This is a genomic window from Caulobacter sp. 10L414, from assembly GCF_056395525.1.
Genome location: NZ_JBFTJR010000038.1, coordinates 1 through 17,597, shown reverse-complemented (window position 1 = coordinate 17,597; position 17,597 = coordinate 1). Strand labels below are relative to the sequence as shown.

At 70.0% G+C, this 17,597-nt stretch carries 14 protein-coding genes; 7 read left to right on the top strand and 7 right to left on the bottom strand.

Annotation, left to right across the window (positions count from 1 at the left end; all coding sequences use genetic code 11):
• Positions 1–63 precede the first annotated feature (63 nt).
• The 7 genes from AC1DCG_RS15710 to AC1DCG_RS15680 all read right to left on the bottom strand — a co-directional run bounded on the left by AC1DCG_RS15710 (position 64) and on the right by AC1DCG_RS15680 (position 10,709).
• A complete protein-coding gene (locus tag AC1DCG_RS15710) occupies positions 64–1,002 on the bottom strand; it encodes a FecR family protein (protein ID WP_477029775.1) in 939 nt (312 codons plus the stop codon).
• Positions 999–1,505 (bottom strand): RNA polymerase sigma factor, encoded by a 507-nt coding sequence (locus AC1DCG_RS15705; RefSeq protein WP_477029776.1) that lies wholly within the window; start codon positions 1,503–1,505, stop codon positions 999–1,001. Before AC1DCG_RS15705 ends, AC1DCG_RS15710 begins: the two co-directional genes overlap by 4 nt.
• 110 nt (positions 1,506–1,615) lie before the next feature.
• Positions 1,616–3,034: a glycoside hydrolase family 30 protein gene (locus tag AC1DCG_RS15700; RefSeq protein WP_477029785.1), complete on the bottom strand. Its 1,419-nt coding sequence runs from the start codon at positions 3,032–3,034 to the stop codon at positions 1,616–1,618.
• Positions 3,034–5,319 (bottom strand): beta-glucosidase, encoded by a 2,286-nt coding sequence (locus AC1DCG_RS15695; protein ID WP_477037069.1) that lies wholly within the window; start codon positions 5,317–5,319, stop codon positions 3,034–3,036. Before AC1DCG_RS15695 ends, AC1DCG_RS15700 begins: the two co-directional genes overlap by 1 nt.
• 3 nt (positions 5,320–5,322) lie before the next feature.
• The gene (locus AC1DCG_RS15690; protein ID WP_477037070.1) at positions 5,323–6,861 is read right to left on the bottom strand and encodes a tryptophan halogenase family protein; all 1,539 of its coding nucleotides are present in this window, start codon (positions 6,859–6,861) and stop codon (positions 5,323–5,325) included.
• Positions 6,862–6,950: 89 nt separating this feature from the next.
• Positions 6,951–9,518, bottom strand: a complete 2,568-nt coding sequence (locus AC1DCG_RS15685) for a TonB-dependent receptor (protein WP_477041543.1) — start codon at positions 9,516–9,518, stop codon at positions 6,951–6,953.
• Between the two features lie 147 nt (positions 9,519–9,665).
• Positions 9,666–10,709 carry a LacI family DNA-binding transcriptional regulator gene (locus AC1DCG_RS15680; RefSeq protein WP_165260006.1) on the bottom strand — a complete coding sequence of 348 codons (1,044 nt, stop codon included), beginning with the start codon at positions 10,707–10,709 and terminating at the stop codon, positions 9,666–9,668.
• Positions 10,710–10,806: 97 nt separating this feature from the next.
• Here AC1DCG_RS15680 and AC1DCG_RS15675 point away from each other — a divergent pair, with 97 nt between their 5' ends.
• From AC1DCG_RS15675 to AC1DCG_RS15645, 7 genes are all read left to right on the top strand, one after another.
• Positions 10,807–12,042: an MFS transporter gene (locus tag AC1DCG_RS15675; protein ID WP_477029780.1), complete on the top strand. Its 1,236-nt coding sequence runs from the start codon at positions 10,807–10,809 to the stop codon at positions 12,040–12,042.
• A gap of 158 nt (positions 12,043–12,200) precedes the next feature.
• Complete coding sequence (locus tag AC1DCG_RS15670; RefSeq protein ID WP_477029781.1) at positions 12,201–13,283, top strand: hypothetical protein; 1,083 nt, start codon at positions 12,201–12,203, stop codon at positions 13,281–13,283.
• The gene (locus tag AC1DCG_RS15665; RefSeq protein WP_165260000.1) at positions 13,280–13,864 is read left to right on the top strand and encodes a peptidylprolyl isomerase; all 585 of its coding nucleotides are present in this window, start codon (positions 13,280–13,282) and stop codon (positions 13,862–13,864) included. Before AC1DCG_RS15670 ends, AC1DCG_RS15665 begins: the two co-directional genes overlap by 4 nt.
• Positions 13,857–15,653: an OmpA family protein gene (locus AC1DCG_RS15660; RefSeq protein ID WP_477041542.1), complete on the top strand. Its 1,797-nt coding sequence runs from the start codon at positions 13,857–13,859 to the stop codon at positions 15,651–15,653. The genes AC1DCG_RS15665 and AC1DCG_RS15660 overlap by 8 nt, the downstream gene beginning before the upstream one ends.
• The gene (locus AC1DCG_RS15655) at positions 15,650–16,132 is read left to right on the top strand and encodes a hypothetical protein (RefSeq protein ID WP_205691703.1); all 483 of its coding nucleotides are present in this window, start codon (positions 15,650–15,652) and stop codon (positions 16,130–16,132) included. Before AC1DCG_RS15660 ends, AC1DCG_RS15655 begins: the two co-directional genes overlap by 4 nt.
• 12 nt (positions 16,133–16,144) lie before the next feature.
• Positions 16,145–16,915 (top strand): hypothetical protein, encoded by a 771-nt coding sequence (locus AC1DCG_RS15650; RefSeq protein WP_205691702.1) that lies wholly within the window; start codon positions 16,145–16,147, stop codon positions 16,913–16,915.
• Positions 16,916–16,937: 22 nt separating this feature from the next.
• Positions 16,938–17,495 (top strand): hypothetical protein, encoded by a 558-nt coding sequence (locus tag AC1DCG_RS15645; protein WP_165259996.1) that lies wholly within the window; start codon positions 16,938–16,940, stop codon positions 17,493–17,495.
• Positions 17,496–17,597: the final 102 nt, after the last annotated feature.

Genomic DNA, 17,597 nt, shown 5'->3' with positions numbered 1-17,597 from the left:
ACGTCGCCGCCGCCCCTTTCAGGACAGGGAATTTTGTGAAGTTTCGAAGACGGCCGAAGGCCGTCACCGGCTGATCACCAGGCCGCCCTGACCCTCGCGCACCTCGAAGCCGTGAACGAGGGCCAGGTTGCGGACCAGGGTCGCCGGCTCGTCCAGTCGGAAGCGGCCGGCCACCCGCTGGCGAGCCAGTTCCGGATCGGCGATGACGACGCGGCGCTCAGACGAGCGGTTCACGCGCTCGACCAGCCGCCCCAGGGTCACCCCGTCGGTCTCCAGCCATCCCGAACGCCAGTCGTCGGCCAGGGGATCGAAGGTCCTGACCTTGGACAGCCTTCCTTCGGTGGCGAAGGCCCGCTGGCCGACGGTCAGGTCGGCGGTGCGACGGATCAGCCCTTCGGGCGCCAGGCGCACCCGGCCGCGATGCACCGACAGCTCCAGCCGCTCTGGCCCGCGCTCGTCGCTGAGCTCCAGGTCGAAGGCGGTGCCCAGCACGCGGGCCGAGCCGGCGGCGGTCCTGACCGTGAACGGGCGAGCCTCGTCATGGGCGACGTCGAAGAAGGCCTCGCCTCTGGTCAGCGCCACCTCGCGCCGGCCCGTCCCGAGGCGCACTTCCAGGTGGGTGTCGCCGTCGAGCATGACCTTGGTGCCGTCTTCCAGGACGACGCCGCGGTGCTCGCCACGGGCCGTCTCGAAGGCCATCGGCGTCACGGTCATCAGTTGCAGTTGCGGCCAGGCCAGCGCCACGGCGAGGCCGCAGGCCAGCACGCCGCCGGCCAGGGCCGCGATCGGTCCCGCCTGGCGACGCCTGGCCAGACGGCGCTGCTCGCTGAGTTTCATCGCCTCGGTCAGGGCGCTGTCCTGGTTGGTGCGCCAGACCTGGTCGAAGGCCTGGGCGTTGGCCAGGTCGTCAGACTTCCAGGCCTCGAAACCGGCCTCGTCGCGGAAGGCCGGATCCATGCGGCGGGCGGCCCATAGGGCGGCGGTGCGGCGGGCGCGGCTCATCGGCGGCCTCCCACGGCGCGGCGCTCGGCCTTGGTCATCTCGCGATGCAGCTGTTCGAGGGCCCGCACGACGTGCTTCTCGACGGCGGCTTCGTTCATGGCCAGGGCGTCGGCGATCTCGCGCGTCGTCTGGCCGTGCAGGCGGCGGCGGATGAAGACGTCGCGACGCAGCGGCGGCATGGCGTCCAGCACCCTGCCGAACACCTCGACCTTCTGGCGATGCATGAGGATCTGCTCCGGCGCCGGGGCTTGGCAGGGGATCTCCTCGTCCAGCATCTCGGTCGGCCGCCGCTTGCGGCTGCGGAAATGGTCGCGGACGAGGTTGAGAGCGATGCGATAGCCGAGCGCCGCACGGTCGGCGACGGTGCGCGCCTTCTCGTAGGTCAAAAGGCGCGCGAAGGTTTCCTGCACCAGATCGTCGGCGGCGGCCGGATCACGGGTGCGGCGGACGATGAAGTGATAGAGCTCGTCGCGCTGGGCGCGCAGGGACGCCAGGTCGGTCATGACGCGGGATCGGGCGTGTCTGGGCGCGCCGGCGCGGAAGAAGCGGCCTTGGGGAGCATGGGGCGGCGGCTACCACGGCTTCGTGACAGTTCTTCCGCCGCCCCTTCAAGTCACCAGACGAAGGTGCCCGCCGACCTCGCGGGAAGCTTGCCCTGCAGGCGCCGGGCGCCGTCGACGATGGCGAAGGCCTTTTCCTCGGTGGTCTGGTTGAGCACGATCAGGGCCCTGCCGCCGTCGGGATTGACGAAGGCGACCGTCTTCAGGCCGGCCACCTCGGCCGGCGAGCCGACCCGCACCGCGCCCGGCTTCACGAACCGGCTGGCGTGGCCGAAGGCGTAGTACTCCTGGTTCCGCTCGACCGCGCCGGTGGCCTGGTCGATGGTCACCACGCCCCGGCAGTCGCCGCAGCCGCCGGCGTGCGGACCGTACTTCTCGTCCAGCGCCAGGTTCCACATCAGGACGCCGCGCGCCCCGCCCCGGGTGGAGCCGACGATCAGCTTGTCCATCATCCACAGGAAGCTCTCGTCGAACTTGGCCGCCCACTGGCCGCCCGAGCACTCGGTGAAGAACACGTCCTTGTCGGGATGGGCCTTGCGCACCTCGTCCTGGGCGGTGACATCGCCGGCGTAGCAGTGCCAGCCCACGCCCGCGACGAACGCTCTGGCCTTGGGATCGGCCAGCACGGTCATGGGCTGCTGCGGCTGGTCCCAGTTGTGGTCCCAGTCCAGCACCTTGGTTCCGATCCGCTCGCGAGCGAAGACCGGACCCAGGTTCTCGCCGAAGAACCGCGCCCGGTCGGCGGCCGGCCAGCGCATGCCCGGATAGTTCTCGGGCTCGAAGTCGGGCTCGTTCTGGATGCTGAGATAGTCGGTCGGCACGCCCTGGGCCTTGGCCGCCGTGACGTACCGGGCGAAGAACTCGGCATAGACCGGATAGGCGTCTGGCTTCAGCTGCCCCTTCACCAGCGAACCGGTGGTCTTCATCCAGGCCGGCGCGCTCCAGGGCGAGGCCATCACCTTCAGGTCCGGATTGACCTTCAGCGCCGCCCGCACGGTGGGGAACACGTACGCTTCCGGCCGCGCCGTCGAAAAGTGCTTCAGCTCTGGATCGGCCGCGCCGCCGGGCGCGTCGTCCAGGCTGTAGTGGTCGAGCGAGAAGTCCGACGCGCCGATCGTCACGCGGGTGAAGCTGAAGCCCAGGCCGCCCTCCCCGCGCCCGAACAGCTCCGACAGCAGCGCTTGGCGTTGCGTCGCCGACATCCTGGTCTGGATCAGCCAGGCCGAGGCGTCGGTGATCGAGGCGCCGAAGCCGACGATCGACTGGTCGCGGGCGGCGGCGTCGACGGCCACGACCGGCAGGTCAGCGCCCTGCCCCGCCGGCAGATTGGCCAGCGGCGGCTGCTCGGCCAGCAGCTGGGTCTTGTCGCCGGTGGTCACCCAGGCGCGGGCGACGCGTTCGGGCGCCGGGGAGACGCTGGCGCAGCCTCCCAGGGCCAGGACCGCCGCCGTCGAGATCAGGGCGATGCGCATCACGGCTTGCGGCTCCAGGCCTTCAGCTTGGCCGAACCGGTCAGAGCCGGATCGCCAGCGTGGGCGCCGACATACAGCGGGTACGAACCGGCCGGCAGGGTCCAGCCGGGCTTGGTCGTGTCGTAGTCGGCCAGCACGCGCGAGTCGACGCTGAGGGTCACCCGCTTGGTCTCGCCCGGCTGCAGGGCGACCTTCTGGAAGCCGGCCAGGCGCACCATCGACTTGCGCTTGCCGGCGGTGACGTACAGCTGGGGCGCGTCGGCGCCGGCCACCTTGCCGGTGTTGGTGACGTCGAAGCTGACCTTCAGCCCGTCGCCGTCCTCGACCTTGAGGTTCCGGTAGCCGAAGGTCGTGTAGGACAGGCCGTAGCCGAACGGATAGAGCGGCTGCAGCTTCTGTTGGGCGAACCAGCGATAGCCGACGGCCGCGCCTTCCCCGTACTCGACCGGGAAACCCTTGATCGGTCCGGCTTCCTTGCCCGCGCGGCGGGCGTCGTCGATGGCGGCCTGCTCGGCATAGCCCGGCGCGGAGGCGCGCGGGGCCTGGTCCTCGGTCCTGGGGAAGGTCATCGGCAGGCGGCCCGACGGATTGACCGCCCCGCTGAGGATGCCGGCGATGGCCTCGCCGCCGCGCTGCCCCGGATACCAGGCCTGCAGCACGCCGCCGACCCGGTCCAGCCACGGCATCAGCACCGGGCCGCCGGTCTCCAGCACGACCAGCGAGTTCCTGTTGGCGCCGGCGACGGCGTCGATCAGGACGTCCTGGTTCTCGGGCAGGGCGATGGAGGGCGCGTCTTGCGCCTCGGTCTGCCAGTGCCAGGCGAAGACGATGGCGAGGTCGGCGTCGCGCGCCGCGGCGGCGGCGGCGGCCGGGTCCTTGCCGTCGACATAGGACACCTCAGCGTTCGGATAGGCCGCCTTGATCGCCTGCAGCGGCGAGGAGGCGTGCCAGGTGACGCGCACGAACGAGGCCGCCTCGCCGCCGTTCAGCGGGATCTCGACCGGCGCGCCGCCGACCGACCGCACCTGGGACGAACCACCGCCCGACAGCACCCCGACGTCGGCATGGGCGCCGACCAGCACGATCTTCTTCGCGCTCTTGGCCAGCGGCAGCAGGTCCCGGTCGTTCTTCAGCAGCACCGCGCCGCGCTCGGCCAGGGCCTGGGCGACCTTGGCGTTGCCGAGGTAATCGATCGGCTGGGCGCTGGCCGGGGTCGGGTTGTCGATCAGGCCGGTGGCGATCACCCCGTAGAGGATGCGGCGGACCATGTCGTCGACCCGCGCCTGGCTGACCTCGCCCTTGGCCACGGCGGCCTTCAGGTCGTCGCCGAAGTAGATCTGCTTGTCGAGCTCCTGGCCCGACTGCTGGTCCAGGCCCGCCAGGGCGGCCTTGGTGGTGCTGTGCACCGCGCCCCAGTCCGACATCACCCAGCCCGGATAGTTCCAGTCGCGCTTGAGCACCTTGTTGAGCAGGAAGTCGTTCTCGCAGCCCCAGTCGCCGTTGATCTTGTTGTAGGCGCACATCACCGAGGCCGGCTGTCCCTTCTCGATGGCGATCTGGAAGGCCAGCAGGTCGCTTTCCCGCAGGTCGGCCTCGCCGATGCGGGCGTCCATCACGTGGCGGCCGGTCTCCTGCGAGTTGATGGCGAAGTGCTTGATGGTCGAGACGATGTGGTTGCTCTGCACGCCGCGGATCGACTCCCCGGCCATCTCGCCGGCCAGCAGCGGATCCTCGCCCAGGTACTCGAAGTTACGGCCCGCCCACGGGTCGCGGGTCAGGTTGACGCCGCCGGCCAGCAGCACGTTGAAGGTCTTGGCGCGGGCTTCGGCGCCGATCATCGCGCCGGACGCGTAGGCCAGCCCGGGCTCGAAGGTGGCGGCCAGGGCCAGGCCCGACGGCAGGGCCGTGGCGGTGTCGCCCTTGCGCTGCTCGACCTGGTTGGCGACGCCGAGGCTGGCGTCGCTTTCCCGAAGCGTCGGGATCTTCAGGCGCGGCACGCCCGGCACGTAGCCGGCCGAGGGGATCATGTCGGCGGGCGCGGGCTTGGTGTTGGGCGGAAACAGGCCGTGCAGATAGGTGATCTTCTCGTCCAGGGTCATCTGCTTGACCAGCGCGTCGGCGCGCGCCCACACCGGGTCGTTCGCCCGCGCGGCCAGCGGCGCGCTGTCCTTGGTCGGCATGGTCTGGGCCAGGCTCGCGGCCGGCAACAGGGCCAGCAACGCCACGGCGGCGGAGGTCCGGCGCAGGATCCGCAGGGCGGATGAAGGCTGGGCGGCGGTCGTCATGGGCTACTCCGTGGTGGTCGAAATCAAGGGACGCGTGGAAGCCGCCCCGGCGCGCGCCAGGACGGCGGCCAGGTAGGCGTCGTGGGTGTCGCAGGCCTCTACGCAGGCGGCGTTGACGGCGGCGATCTGGTCGAGGAAGGCGGCGCGCTCGGCCGGGTTCTTCAGCGCGGCCAGCGGATGGGCGGCGGCCGGCGAGGCCCCCTGCCCCAGCAGCACCTGCACCCAGCTTTCCTCGTAGAACAGCTCGTCGCTCTCGCGCTCGATATGCCCGAAGGCGGCGAAGAGCTCGAGCTTGCGGGCCAGGCTGTCGGGCGGCGGGGTCTCGCGCACCTGCCGCCAGAACGGCTCGTCGCGGGCGTTGAGCACGTAGTGCAGGATCACAAAGTCGCGCACCTGCTCGAACTCGCGCGCCGAAAGCCGGTTGTACTCGGCGATGCGGGCCGAATCGCAGTCGGCGTCGGGATAAAGGGTGAGAAAGCGGTAGAGCGCCGTCTGCACCATGTGCAGGCTGGTCGACTCCAGCGGTTCCAGGAACCCGCCGGCCAGGCCCACGGCCAGGCAGTTGCCGATCCAGCCGGCCTTGCGGCGGCCCGGCTCGAAACGGATCGGACGCGGATCGGCCAGCAGTTCGCCATCAAGGCCCTGGATCAGCCGCTCATGCGCCTCGTCGTCGCTCAGATGGTCGCTGGAGTAGACCAGGCCGTTGCCGGTGCGGTGGCGCAGCGGGATCCGCCACCGCCAGCCCGCGTCCACCGCGGTGGCGCGCGTATAGGGCGTGATCGGACCGGGCGTCAGGGTCGGCGCGGCCAGGGCGCGGTCGCAGGGCAGCCAGCGCCTGGCGCTGTCCCAGCCGGCCTTCAGCGTCTGCTCGATCAGCAGGCCCTGGAAACCCGAGCAGTCGATGTAGAAGTCCGCTGCCACCTCGCGACCGTCGGCCAGGCGCAGGCTCTGGATGCGGCCGCGCGCCGACTCCTGGCGGACCTCGACGATCCGGCCCTCGATCCGGGTCACGCCCCGCGCCTCGGCGTGGCTGCGCAGGAAGGCCGCGTAGAGGCCCGCGTCGAAGTGATAGGCGTGGGCCAGCCGCGACAGGGGCGAACGCGGCCGGTCCTTCTGCGGCGGCGAGAACCGTCCCGCCCGCGCAAGACCCGCGCCGAGCGTCAGGGCTTCGAGGCTGGGGGCGCCCGGACGGTCGCGATCGGCCAGCCAGTGCTGGTGGCACGACAGCGTGCCGGCGCCCTGCCCGATCGCGCCAAAGGCGTGCATGTAGCTGTCGCCAACGCGGCCCCAGTCGCGAAACTCGATGCCAAGCTTGTAGGTCCCTTGCGTGGCGGCCAGGAACGCGCCTTCGTCCAGGCCGATCATGGCGTTGAACTGGCGGATCGGCGGGATCGTCGCCTCGCCCACCCCGACCGTCCCGATCTCGTCGGACTCGACCAGCGTGATCGCGGTCCCCGGCCCGAGCATGGCCGACAGGAAGGCCGCGCTCATCCAGCCGGCCGAGCCGCCGCCGACGACGGCGATGGATTTGATCGGGGTCACGGCGCGCGGAGCCTCTTGAAGGGAGCGTCGTCGAAACGAAAAAAAGCGCGGAGGGCCAGGGGAAGGGATCGACCCTCCGCGCGCAGGGGTCAGAACTTGTAGTTCAGACCGAAGATGTACTGCCGGCCGTACTGGTCGTTGGTCTCGGGCAGCAGGGTGCCGTCCGAGAGCACGCCGGTGCGGGTGCGGTAGGGGCTGTTGTCGAGGTTGTTGACCTGGAACACGGCCGAAAGGCCCTTGAGCGGTCCGTCCTGGAACTCGTAGCCGATCTGGGCGTCGACCTGCTCGTCGGCCAGCACCTGGGTGAAGCCGCGATAGGCGCCGAAGCCCGTCAGCCACGGCGTGATCAGCCCGAAGTCGACCGCGCCCGAGATCTCGTAGCCGTAGAGCTTGCCGCCCTCCCCGTTCTCGGGACGGGTCAGCAGGCCGATGTTGCTGATCGGCTGGACCGTGCCGGTGTTGGGCACGTTGGAGAAGTCGTAGTCGACCGACTTGTTGTAGATGTAGGTCTCCAGGTCCTTATAGTAGCCGGCGACGGCGATGTAGGTCCCCGGCGCGAAGTACTTCTCGACCGAGAGGTCGAAGGCGGTCGCCTTCCACGGCTTCAGGTACGGATTGCCGCCCGAGCCGCTCCAGCGGAAGGTCAGGGCGTCGACGCCGGCGGTGATGCTGGCGCGCATGTCGTCCAGGCGCGGACGGGCCGAAGTCTTGGCCACCCCGAAGCGGACATAGAGGTTCTCGACCGGCTCGGCCGTCAGGTTCAGGCTCGGCAGCAGTTCGTCGTAGGTGTCCTCGACGCTGGTCAGGCTCGGCGCCTGGGCCGTGCCGCCGCTGACGGTGTAACCCGTCGATTCCTGCTTGGTGGAGATGTACTGCAGGCCGATGTCGCCCTTGATCGGCAGCGCGCCGACATGGGTGTCGATCTTGGCCATCAGGTAGGCCGTGGTCAGGCGCTCCTGGATCTTCCAGTCCTTGTTATAGTCGTCGGCGTTCCCGATCGGGACGATGTTGTAATAGACCGGCAGGGCCTTCTGCAGGTTGATGGCCAGCACCTGATCGACGCCCGCGAACGCCAGCGAGGCCGGCTCCAGCAGGTATTGCGAGGCCACGGTGGTCGGAGCGCGGCCGTTCTTCAGGAACAGGTCGTTGTCCGAGACCGTCTTATCCTTCTTTCGGTCGGCGTAGTTGATCCCGGCCTGCACGCTGCTCAGGAAGCCGCCGAGACGGGTCTCGGAGACGTCGTGGTCGATGCGGAAGTCGCCGGTGAACATCCGGTCCTCGACCTCGGGGAAACGGATGGCGCCGTCATGGCCCCAGCCGCCCCAGGCCGCCGGATCGCCCAGCTGCATGTGGGTCGCGTCGGCGTAGTCCAGCCCCGTCGTGTACTTGCCCACGCCGTTGAAGTTCAGGTCGTAGGCGATGTTGTCGAAGGTGCGGATCGGGCCGTAGCCGGCGTAGGTCTCGAGGATCTGCTCGCGGCGCTCGACCTTCGAGTAGCCGATGTCGGCCGTGTAGGTGGTCGCGCCAGAGACGTACGAGGTGTTCCAGCCCAGGGCGAACTGCTCGTCCTTGCGGGTGTTGCGGTCGTTGCGGACGATCGGGGTGACGTTGGTCGCCGTGCCCGAGGTGTTGATCAGCGAGTTGCCGACCTTGGTGAAGCCGGGGTTCAGGAACACCGTGGCGTCGGGCGTGCTGGGGCTGGAGAACCACTGCATGCCGCGGCGGACCTCCTTCTGGTCGAAGGTCGAGTAGAACAGGTCCAGCGTCGAGTGCAGCTTGTCGTTGGGCCGCCATTCCAGGACGCCCATGAAGCCGTCGCGCACCTGGTCGCGGTTGGTGGCGAAGATCTCCTGGCCGCCCAGGCTGTAGGCGCCGGCGTTGGCGCCGGTGAATTGGGCCGGCTGCTCCCAGTACCAAGCCTTGTACTGCTGGATCTGGGTCGGGCTGTCGAGGTGGGCGTAGCCCAGCGCGACGCCGATGGTGCCGTCGGCGAACTGGTCGATATAGGAGGCGCTGAAGCGATAGCCGCTCTTGGAGCCGTCGGGATTGGCCTTGTCGAGATCGCTGACTTCGCGGCGGGCGTTCAGCGTCATCACCCGGCCCTTCTGGTCCAGCGGGCGCACGGTGCGCATGTCGACCGTGCCCGACAGGCCCTGGCCGATCAGGGCGGCGTTCGAGGTCTTGTAGACGACGACGCTGTTGAGCAGCTCGGACGGATACTGGTCGAACTCGGCGGCGCGGTTGTCGCCGGCGCTGACCTGCTGGCGGCCATTCAACAGCGTGGTCGAGAAGTCGGGCGACAGGCCGCGGATCGAGATCACCTGCACCCGGCCGTTGACGCGCTGGCCCGTCAGGCCCGGCAGGCGCGCCAGGGACTCGGCGATCGACACGTCGGGCAGCTTGCCGATGTCCTCGGCCGAAACGGCCTCGACGACGCCGACCTCGCGACGCTTGATCTCGGCGGACTTCTCCAGGCTGCGGCGATAGCCGGTGACCACCACCTCGTCGACGGCGGTGTCTTCCTTGGCGGGGGCGGCGTCCTGGGCGTGGGCGGCGCCGGCCAGCAGCGACAGGGCCCCGGCCGAGGCGTAGGCCAGACGCTTGAAGCGCCGGGCGCCGGCGCGAACGGGCGCGCTCGTATGGGCGTGATGGATCAAGGTACTCTCCCCTCCTGCGTCTCTTCCCTGGCCCTCCTCGCCCCGTCTCTTGCGGATTCGGCGTCGAAAAGCCGCGCTTTCGTGAATTGGAAGCGCTTCCAACAAAGGCCGCAACGCGTCGGCCTTGTCAAGGGGATCGACGTTCGATCAGGGCGCGGAGGCTGCTGTGCCCCGCTCGACCACCGCGTGGTCGAGGCAGTCGAACTCCGGTTCGGCCTCGGATCGGCCGCCGGTCAGGCGACTGGCCAGCAGGGCCACGGCGCGGCGGCCCATGTCCTTCAGCGGCTGGTGCACGGTGGTCAGCGGCGGCCAGACGATGGCCGACACCGGGGTGTCGTCGAAGCCCGTCACGGAAAGGTCCTGCGGCACTTTCACGCCACGTCCGTGGACCACCGACAGCGCCCCGGCGGCCATGTCGTCGTTGGCGCAGACCAGGGCTGTCGGATGCAGCGGATCGTCCAGCAGGCGCGGCGTCAGCTCGACCCCCGAACGGAAGGTGAAGTCGCCCCGCACCTGGATCAGGTCGGCCTGCCCGAGACCCGCCTCTTGGAGCGCGCGCATCAGGCCGTCCAGGCGTCGATCGGCCGAAAGGTGGCCCTCGATGCCGCCCATGAAGGCGAATCGGCGATGGCCCAGTTCGATCAGGCGGCGGGCGATGTCGTAGCCGCCGGCCTCGTCGTCCATGCCCACCCCGTCGGCGAGGCCCCTGCCCGCCCCGCCCGGCGAGATCGACACCACCTTGCAGCCGCGCCGCAGCACCTCGGCGATCAGCGGCGCGTCGTCCGAATAGGGCGGCGTGAAGATCAAGCCTTCGCAGCGCTGGATCGCGATCAGGTCGTAGACCTGCTGCTGGCGGTCGGCGCTCTGCAGCGGGATATGGCGCGTGACCAGCTGGTAGCCCAGCTCCAGGCAACCACGCAGCGCGCCCAGTTCCAAGGCTGAGTGATAGAACGAGTTCGGCTCGCTCTCGAGGTCGGAGGCGAACACCAGGCCCAGCAGCCGGCTGCCGCCGCCCGCCAGCGAGCGGGCCTGCGGATTGACCTTGTAGTCCAGCGCCTTGACGGCCTCCATCACCCGGGCCCGCACTTCGTCGCGAACGTTGGGGCCGTCGTTGAGCACCCGCGAAACCGTCGTCCGCGCGACGCCCGAAAGGCGCGCCACGTCGTCGATGGTGGGCCGTCTTGCCGTCAATGAACTCTCCGAACCGAACGCTGGGCGACACGATGGGGACGAACGGCCGGGCTGACAATAGCTCGACCGCAAGCTGTCCTGATCGCATAAACCACGGATGGATCAAGGCGGCCGCCCATTTCCCGACACCGACGCCGGCAACGGGCGATCGCGCCTTTTCCTGGCGGGCTACGGCCTGGCCAACGCCGGCGCCTTCATCTCCTTCATTCCGTTCCTAACCCTGCTGGCGCCGCTGAAGGCCGCCGAGGTGGCCCCGCACGCCCGCGACCTGACCCTCAGCCAGATCTCCATCGTCGGCGCGATCACCGCCGCGATCGCCCACATCGCCTTCGGCGCGCTCAGCGACGCCACGCGCGGCCGCCTGGGCCGCCGCCGTCCCTGGATCCTCGGCGGCTGGGCCGCCACCGCCCTCAGCCTGGTTCTGGTCGGCCTGGCCCAGACGCCCTGGCAGATGCTGGGCGCGGTGGTGCTGCTGCAGCTAGCGGTCAACGCCCTCTACGCGCCGCTGGCCGCCGTGCTGCCCGACCTCGTGCCCGACCACCAGAAGGGCGCGGCGGCGGCCTGGGCGGGCCTTGCCCTGCCGGCCTCCAAGCTGTTCACGGCCCTGGTGGTCAGCGCCCTGCTGGTCTCGGCGGCCAGCCGCTACGCCGCCGTCGTGGCGGCCACCGCCCTGCTCGTCCTACCCTTCGCCCTGACCCTGCGCGAGCCGCCCGCCCCGGCCCGCGCGCCCATCGCCTGGCCTAGCCTCCGGCTCACCGCCTTCGCCGACGGGCGCTTCCGGATGGTGTTCGTCTCGCGCCTGCTGGTGGAGACGGCCGTGGCGCTGCACACCCTCTACCTGTTCTTCTACCTCAAGGACCGCGGCGACCTGGCCAGCCGCCTGCCGGGGGTGACGCCGGAGGCGGCGTTCGGCCTGCTGCTGACGGCCTCGACCCTGGGCATGCTGGCGGCCGGCGCGGCCAGCGGCCCGCTGTCGGATCGGCTGGGCCGCAGGCCGATGGTCATCGCCGGCGGGGTGCTGATCGCCGCGGGCGTGGCGCTGCTGCTGTTTGCTCCCGAATGGCCCGGCCCGCTGGTCGCCCAGATCATCTTCGGGATCGGACACGGGGTCTATTCGACCAGCAATCTGGCCCTCGTGGCCGAGGTGCTGCCGGACGGCGCCCGCAACGGCCGCGACCTTGGCCTGATGAACGTGGCGGTGGCGGCCTCTCAGGCGCTGGGCCCGCTGCTCGGCATCGCCGTGGCGTCGACCGGCGGCGATCTGCGCGGCGTGTTCATGGCCGCCGCCCTGGCCGCGCTGGGCGGCGCGGGAGCCTTGCTGACAAGGCGCTAGCGCCGATCGTCCGCACACGACCGAACGCACATGGCGCATATTCACCACGTGCAAGATTTCAGAACTTTACAAAGTGATACAACTCTGACACGAGTCCCGAGCCGCGCCAACTAGAGCGTGGATTACCCCGGTCGAAACCAGCCTTGAGGGAGGTGTTGGTGCTCGAGTCGTCGGTGTTCCCCAGCGTTGCGTATCCAAGCGTCGAACCTGAGGCCGCCGACCTGCTGATCACCAGCATCGGAAACGCGTCGCCTCGCGCCGCGTCCGTACTCAGCCAGGCCCTGGAACTGCCCGTCGAGACCGTGGTCGACGCGCTCTACCGCGCCCCGGCACGGCTGCTGGCGGGCCTGCCCCGGCAGGACGCGACGCGCCTGGCCGAACTGATCGGAACCCTCGGGGTCGAAGCCGCCGTCGCGCCTGCCGGCCCGGCCCCGGCCCGCGCGCCGTCGATGGACCTGGCGGGCGAACTCCTGGACCTCGACGCCGCCGACGCCGTGGGCGTTGTGCTCGGCCGGTTCCTGGGCATGGAGGCCGCCGCCGCCCTCGACCTGCTGCTGACCCCGCCGGGCGTGATCCTGGGGGCCGTCACCGAAGCCACGGTCCGCGCCCTGGCGGCCGCCCTGCCCGCCGGCGCCGTGCGGCTGACCGCCAGCCGTCCGGACGAAGCCCGCTTCGCCCTGTTCGCCAGCGACCTGTCGCACCTGCAGATCGGCATCCTGCGCCAGAGGCTGCCGAACGGCGCGGATCTGACGCCGGGCGGTTCGGCCACCGTCTTCGATCTTGGCCGCAGCGAAGCCGACAGCCTGTGGCGGCGGCTGAAAGCTCCCGAGCAGGTGCGGATCGTCGACCAGGCCTTCCTGCGCTTCACCGTCGAGCTGGTCGCCGCTCCCGTCGAAGGCGCCGCCGCGCTGGAAGCGCTGGCCGGCGTCCCGGCCGAGGATTTCGAGTTGCTGCGCCAAGCGCTGCCGGTTCCCGTCGAGGCCGGCGTCGCCTTCGCCGACCTGGAGGGCCGCATGGCCGCCTACGCCGAGGCCGGCCTGACCGTGCGCGCGGAACTGGAGACCTTCTCCTACCAGGCGCTGGACATCATTTCCGCACCGGCCCGGGTGCTCGCCGAAATCGGCCTGCCCGAAGCCGCCCCCGTCTCGACGGCGCTGATGCCGCGCCCCCGCGCGCGGCTGATGCGCCATCGGCTGGAAGCGGCCGGGGCCGAGGTGCTGTTCTCCGAGGCCCGCGCATGACGCCCGCCATCGACGTGCATCGCCTGCACGCCGGCGTCGCCGAGGCGGGCAAGCTGCTGGCGCTGAAGGGCCGGCACGACGAGGCGCTGGCCAAGTATCGCGAAGCCCTGCGCCTGGCCCACGGCGTGCGCGCCCCGCAGGTCTTCGCCCGGCACTACCTGCACTGCGTCCTGGAAAGCCTGGAGCGCACCGGCGCCAACGAACAGGCCGCCATGCTGGCCCACGAAGCCGCCTGCAGCGCCGCCGCCGAACTGGGCGATGGAACGCCCAGCGACTTCCAGCGCCGCGATCGCGCCTGCCTGCTCGAACGCTGCGGCGTCAACCGCCTCAAGGCCGGCGACGTGACCGGCGCCCGCGAGAGCCTGGCCGCCGCCATCGCCCTGGACGGGGCCTTGCCCCTGTCCCGCGACCTCCTGGCCTGGACGGCCCGCGGCCTCGGCGTTCCGGCCGTCCGCATGGCCGAAGCCCAGCGCGCCCACGGCTACTGGACCGTGCGCGCCGACACCGTCGACAGCGCCCGCGCCTGTGAGTCCCCCGTGGGACCCAAGGAGCCGCGGATCAAGGAGCCGATGCATGGCTGACGAGAACCCCATCGAGAAGATGACGCCCGGCCAGATCCTGGCTGACGCCAGCGTCGCCGAGTTCATCAAGGCCATGGGCCTGTCGATCGCCGACGCCCAGAAAGCGCTCGACCTCAACAGCCTGGCCCAGGTCGGCGAGTACGTGGAGCCGCGTCCGGGCCTGGGCGGCAAGAGCCTGCTGCAGCTGGGCCTGTCGCCGCCGTTCTACCACTACCAGCACGCCGACCTGACGGTCTCGATGCAGCTGACCATGAAGGTCGGCGAGGCCAGCGCCTTCGGCATCGGCGGCAAGCTCGACTTMGGCTTCGGCCAGGGCGGTCCCCAGGCTCCGGCCAACGCCCGCGAGGCCCAGGTCACGCTCAAGAGCCTGCCGGCCAGCGTCACCGTCGACGGAACCAAGACCGACGCCGCCGGCGCCGACGTCGAGGCCGCCGCCGAGGACCTGGCCAAGAAGCTGGGCACGCCCACCGGCAAGTTCGAGCGGGCCTATGTCAGCGCCAAGCGCACGAAGGTGCCGTTCAAGCTGGAACCCGACACCGCCAAGAACCCGATCAAGACCGACACCAGCGTGGCCTTCTACGCCGCCTCGGAGGCCAGCCTGGGCGTCATCCGCATCGTCGAGACCCCGACCAACAACACCAGCGAAGAGTTCGTGCTGGCCTCGGGCAAGAGCACCAAGGTCGACGCCAAGGCCAACAACCTGCTCTACGCCCGCGCCGTCGCCAGCCAGATCAACACGCTGGGCGGCTTCAAGGCCAAGCTGCTGCGCGATCCGGTCGGCTCCGACCTGCCGGTCGGCGGCGGCACGCTGGGCCTGGCGCTGTTCGACAGCGGCAAGTCCGACCTCAAGCAGGCCGCCATCGAGGAGCTGACCCTGGTGGCGCGGGCGCTGAAGGCCAACGGCGCGACGGTCGACGTCGTCGGCTTCACCGATCGGGTGGACACCGACCCCTACAATCAGAAGCTGGGCCTGGACCGCGCCAACAAAGTGGCCGAGTTCCTGCGCGACAACGGCGTCGCGCCCGGCCAGATCCGCAAGGTCGAAAGCCGCGGCGAAGCCAGCTGGAAGGCCCAGGGCGCCGTCGACAACGTCGCCAACCAGCAGTTCCGCCGGGCCGAGGTGCTGCTGGCCGACTCCAACGACCTGCTGATCGTGGTCGAGTCCGCCGGGACCCAGCTGCAGGCCACGCCGACGCCGGACAAGACCAGCTCGGGCGGCGGCAACGGCTTCATCATCGTGCGCCACTTCACCGCCGTTCCGGTGGACGGCACGGCGGTGAAGGTCGGGGCCTCGGAAACCTCGGTGGCGATCAGCGGAACCGCGGCCAATGACGGCTCGACCACGCTGGAGGCCAACTCGCCCCAGGCCTACGCCTTCAACCTGGCGCGGGACGTCAACGCCGGCAGCGCCACCCACGGCGTGCGCGCCGTGCGCAAGGGCGGCGTGGTCAGCTTCTCCGACGCCAAGGACGCGGTGGTGATCAATCTGGTCACCCTGTCGGCCAACGACATCGCCCTGTCGGCCGCCGACGGCGCCAGCGTCACCAAGGCCCTCGACAAGATCGCCGCCGGCCCGACCGCCAGCGCCGACAAGCCCAAGGTCTCGGTCGCCGTGGGCCTGTCGGTCGACTACCGCACCAGCCGGCAGTTCGAGCAGTCGATCAACGGCAACAGCAGCATCTCGGCCCGCATCGTCGCGGTGCCCGCGCCCGTCGAGTTCCTGGACGAGATCAAGACCTATCTGGCGCCGACCAACGGCTCCACGCCGACCCCGACGCCCACGCCATGAGCGAGACCGCGTCCGTCACCCGGCAGCTGCTGTCCGCGCCGCTGCCGCAGATCATCGAACGCCTAGGCATAGCCATCGCCCAGGCGCAGTCCGCGCTCGACCGCAACAGCATCGAGACGGCCAAGGCCATGGCCGAGGCCGAGATCGAACTGGGCGGCGAGACGCACAACCTGATTTCGCTCGGCTTCACGCCTACCTTCTACAGCTTCACCGAGGCGACGGTGGAGGCCAAGCTGTCGTTCAGCATGACCGAGAGCACCGAATTCGGCGTCTCGGCCGGGGCCACGGTCGGCGTGCAGGCCGGCTTCGTCATGGTCGCCGCCTCGGTCAACGTCAGCTACGCGCGCAAGTTCTCGGTCAGCGCCGAGGGCATGAGTTCGATCGCGGCCCGGCTGGTCAGCCTGCCGCCGCCCGAAAATCTCGAAAACCTGCTTCGCAAGATCAGCGAGCCCACCCCTGCGCCCGCGCCCAATCCCTAGGAAGGACCAGACATGTCGATCGGGAGAGAGCTTCTGAACGTCCCCATGGGGGACATGATCCGCCAGATGGCCTTCGCCATCGCCGAGGGCCAGATCAAGCTGGACGCCAACAGCATCGAGGTGGCCGAGATGATGGGCGGCCTCCAGGCCGTGACCGACGACGAGGGCAAGACCACCTTCGACGACAGCCGCATCTTCTTCGGCTACGACCTGATGACCGCCAGCGACGCCCTGGCCTACATCGCCGCCGACAACGCCATCTCCGGTGGCGACACCAAGGCGCTGGAAAAGGTCGTCAAGGACCAGAAGGACGCCGCCGAGGACAACGGCGAGAACCCCGACACCACCCTGATCCGGGTGCCGACGCGCCTGTCGATGCTGGAGCTGGGCTTCTCGCCCACCTTCTACCAGTTCGTCGACACGATCATCGAGGTGAAGATCGCCATCAAGATCACCTACAGCAGCGAGTCCACCCGCACCTCCAAGGCGACCAGCCAGGTGACCACCAAGGGCTCGAGCTTCAGCTGGAGCCTGTTCCGCGGCAAGGCTGGCACGAGCAACACGACCCAGGTCTCGACCAGCCAGGTCGACGCCAGCTACTCGTCCAAATACAGCTACTCGGCCGAGGGTTCGAGCCTGCTGCGCACCAAGCTGGTGCCGATCCCGCCCCCGGCCATCCTGGAAGAGCGGATCCGCCGTCAGCTGGACGAGGAGGTCGAGCGTCGCCGCCGCCTGCTCGACAAGAAGCTGGGAACCCAGAACCCCGCCCCCGTGAACCCGTAACGTCCCGGAGGGAGAACGCGCCATGAGCGTGGGCACCGAACTGCTCGCCGTCCCCTTTCCGGAGATGGTCCAGCGCCTGGGAGTCGGCATCGCCACCGCCCAGCTGCAGCTCGACATGGTGTCGCTGCGGATAGCCCGGCTGATGGCCGGCTACGACGAGGACGCCGACGAGGAGAAGGAAGGCGAAGGGGCCAAGTCGAAGACCTACATGGTCAAGTTCGGCGACGGCCAGGAGTACAGCCTGCTGGAGCTCGGCTTCACGCCGACCTTCTACCAGTTCGTCGACACCGTGATCGAGCTGAAGATGTCGATCTCGTTCAAGTCCGAGACCGAGATCAAGCGCAGCAGCAGCAGCACGACGGTCAAGGCCGGCGGCTTCTGGACGCCGTTCGGCGGCGGCGGCGCGGTCAGCGCCAGCAGCGTCAGCGCCAGCTACGCGGCCAAGTACCAGTACAGCGCCGAGGGCTCGAGCCTGATGCGCACCAAGCTGGTGCCCATCCCGCCGCCGGCGCTGTTCGAGGAGCGGGTGCGCGCGCTGATCGAGAAGCGACGGGCCGCCGAGGAAGAAGACGACGGATGAGCGATCCGCCCTGGAAGGACGCCCTGCGTCGCRCCAAGTCGCCGGCGCCGGCGGCCGCGCCGGCCGCGCGGGCGACGCCTTCCCCGCCTCGCGGCCTGCCGC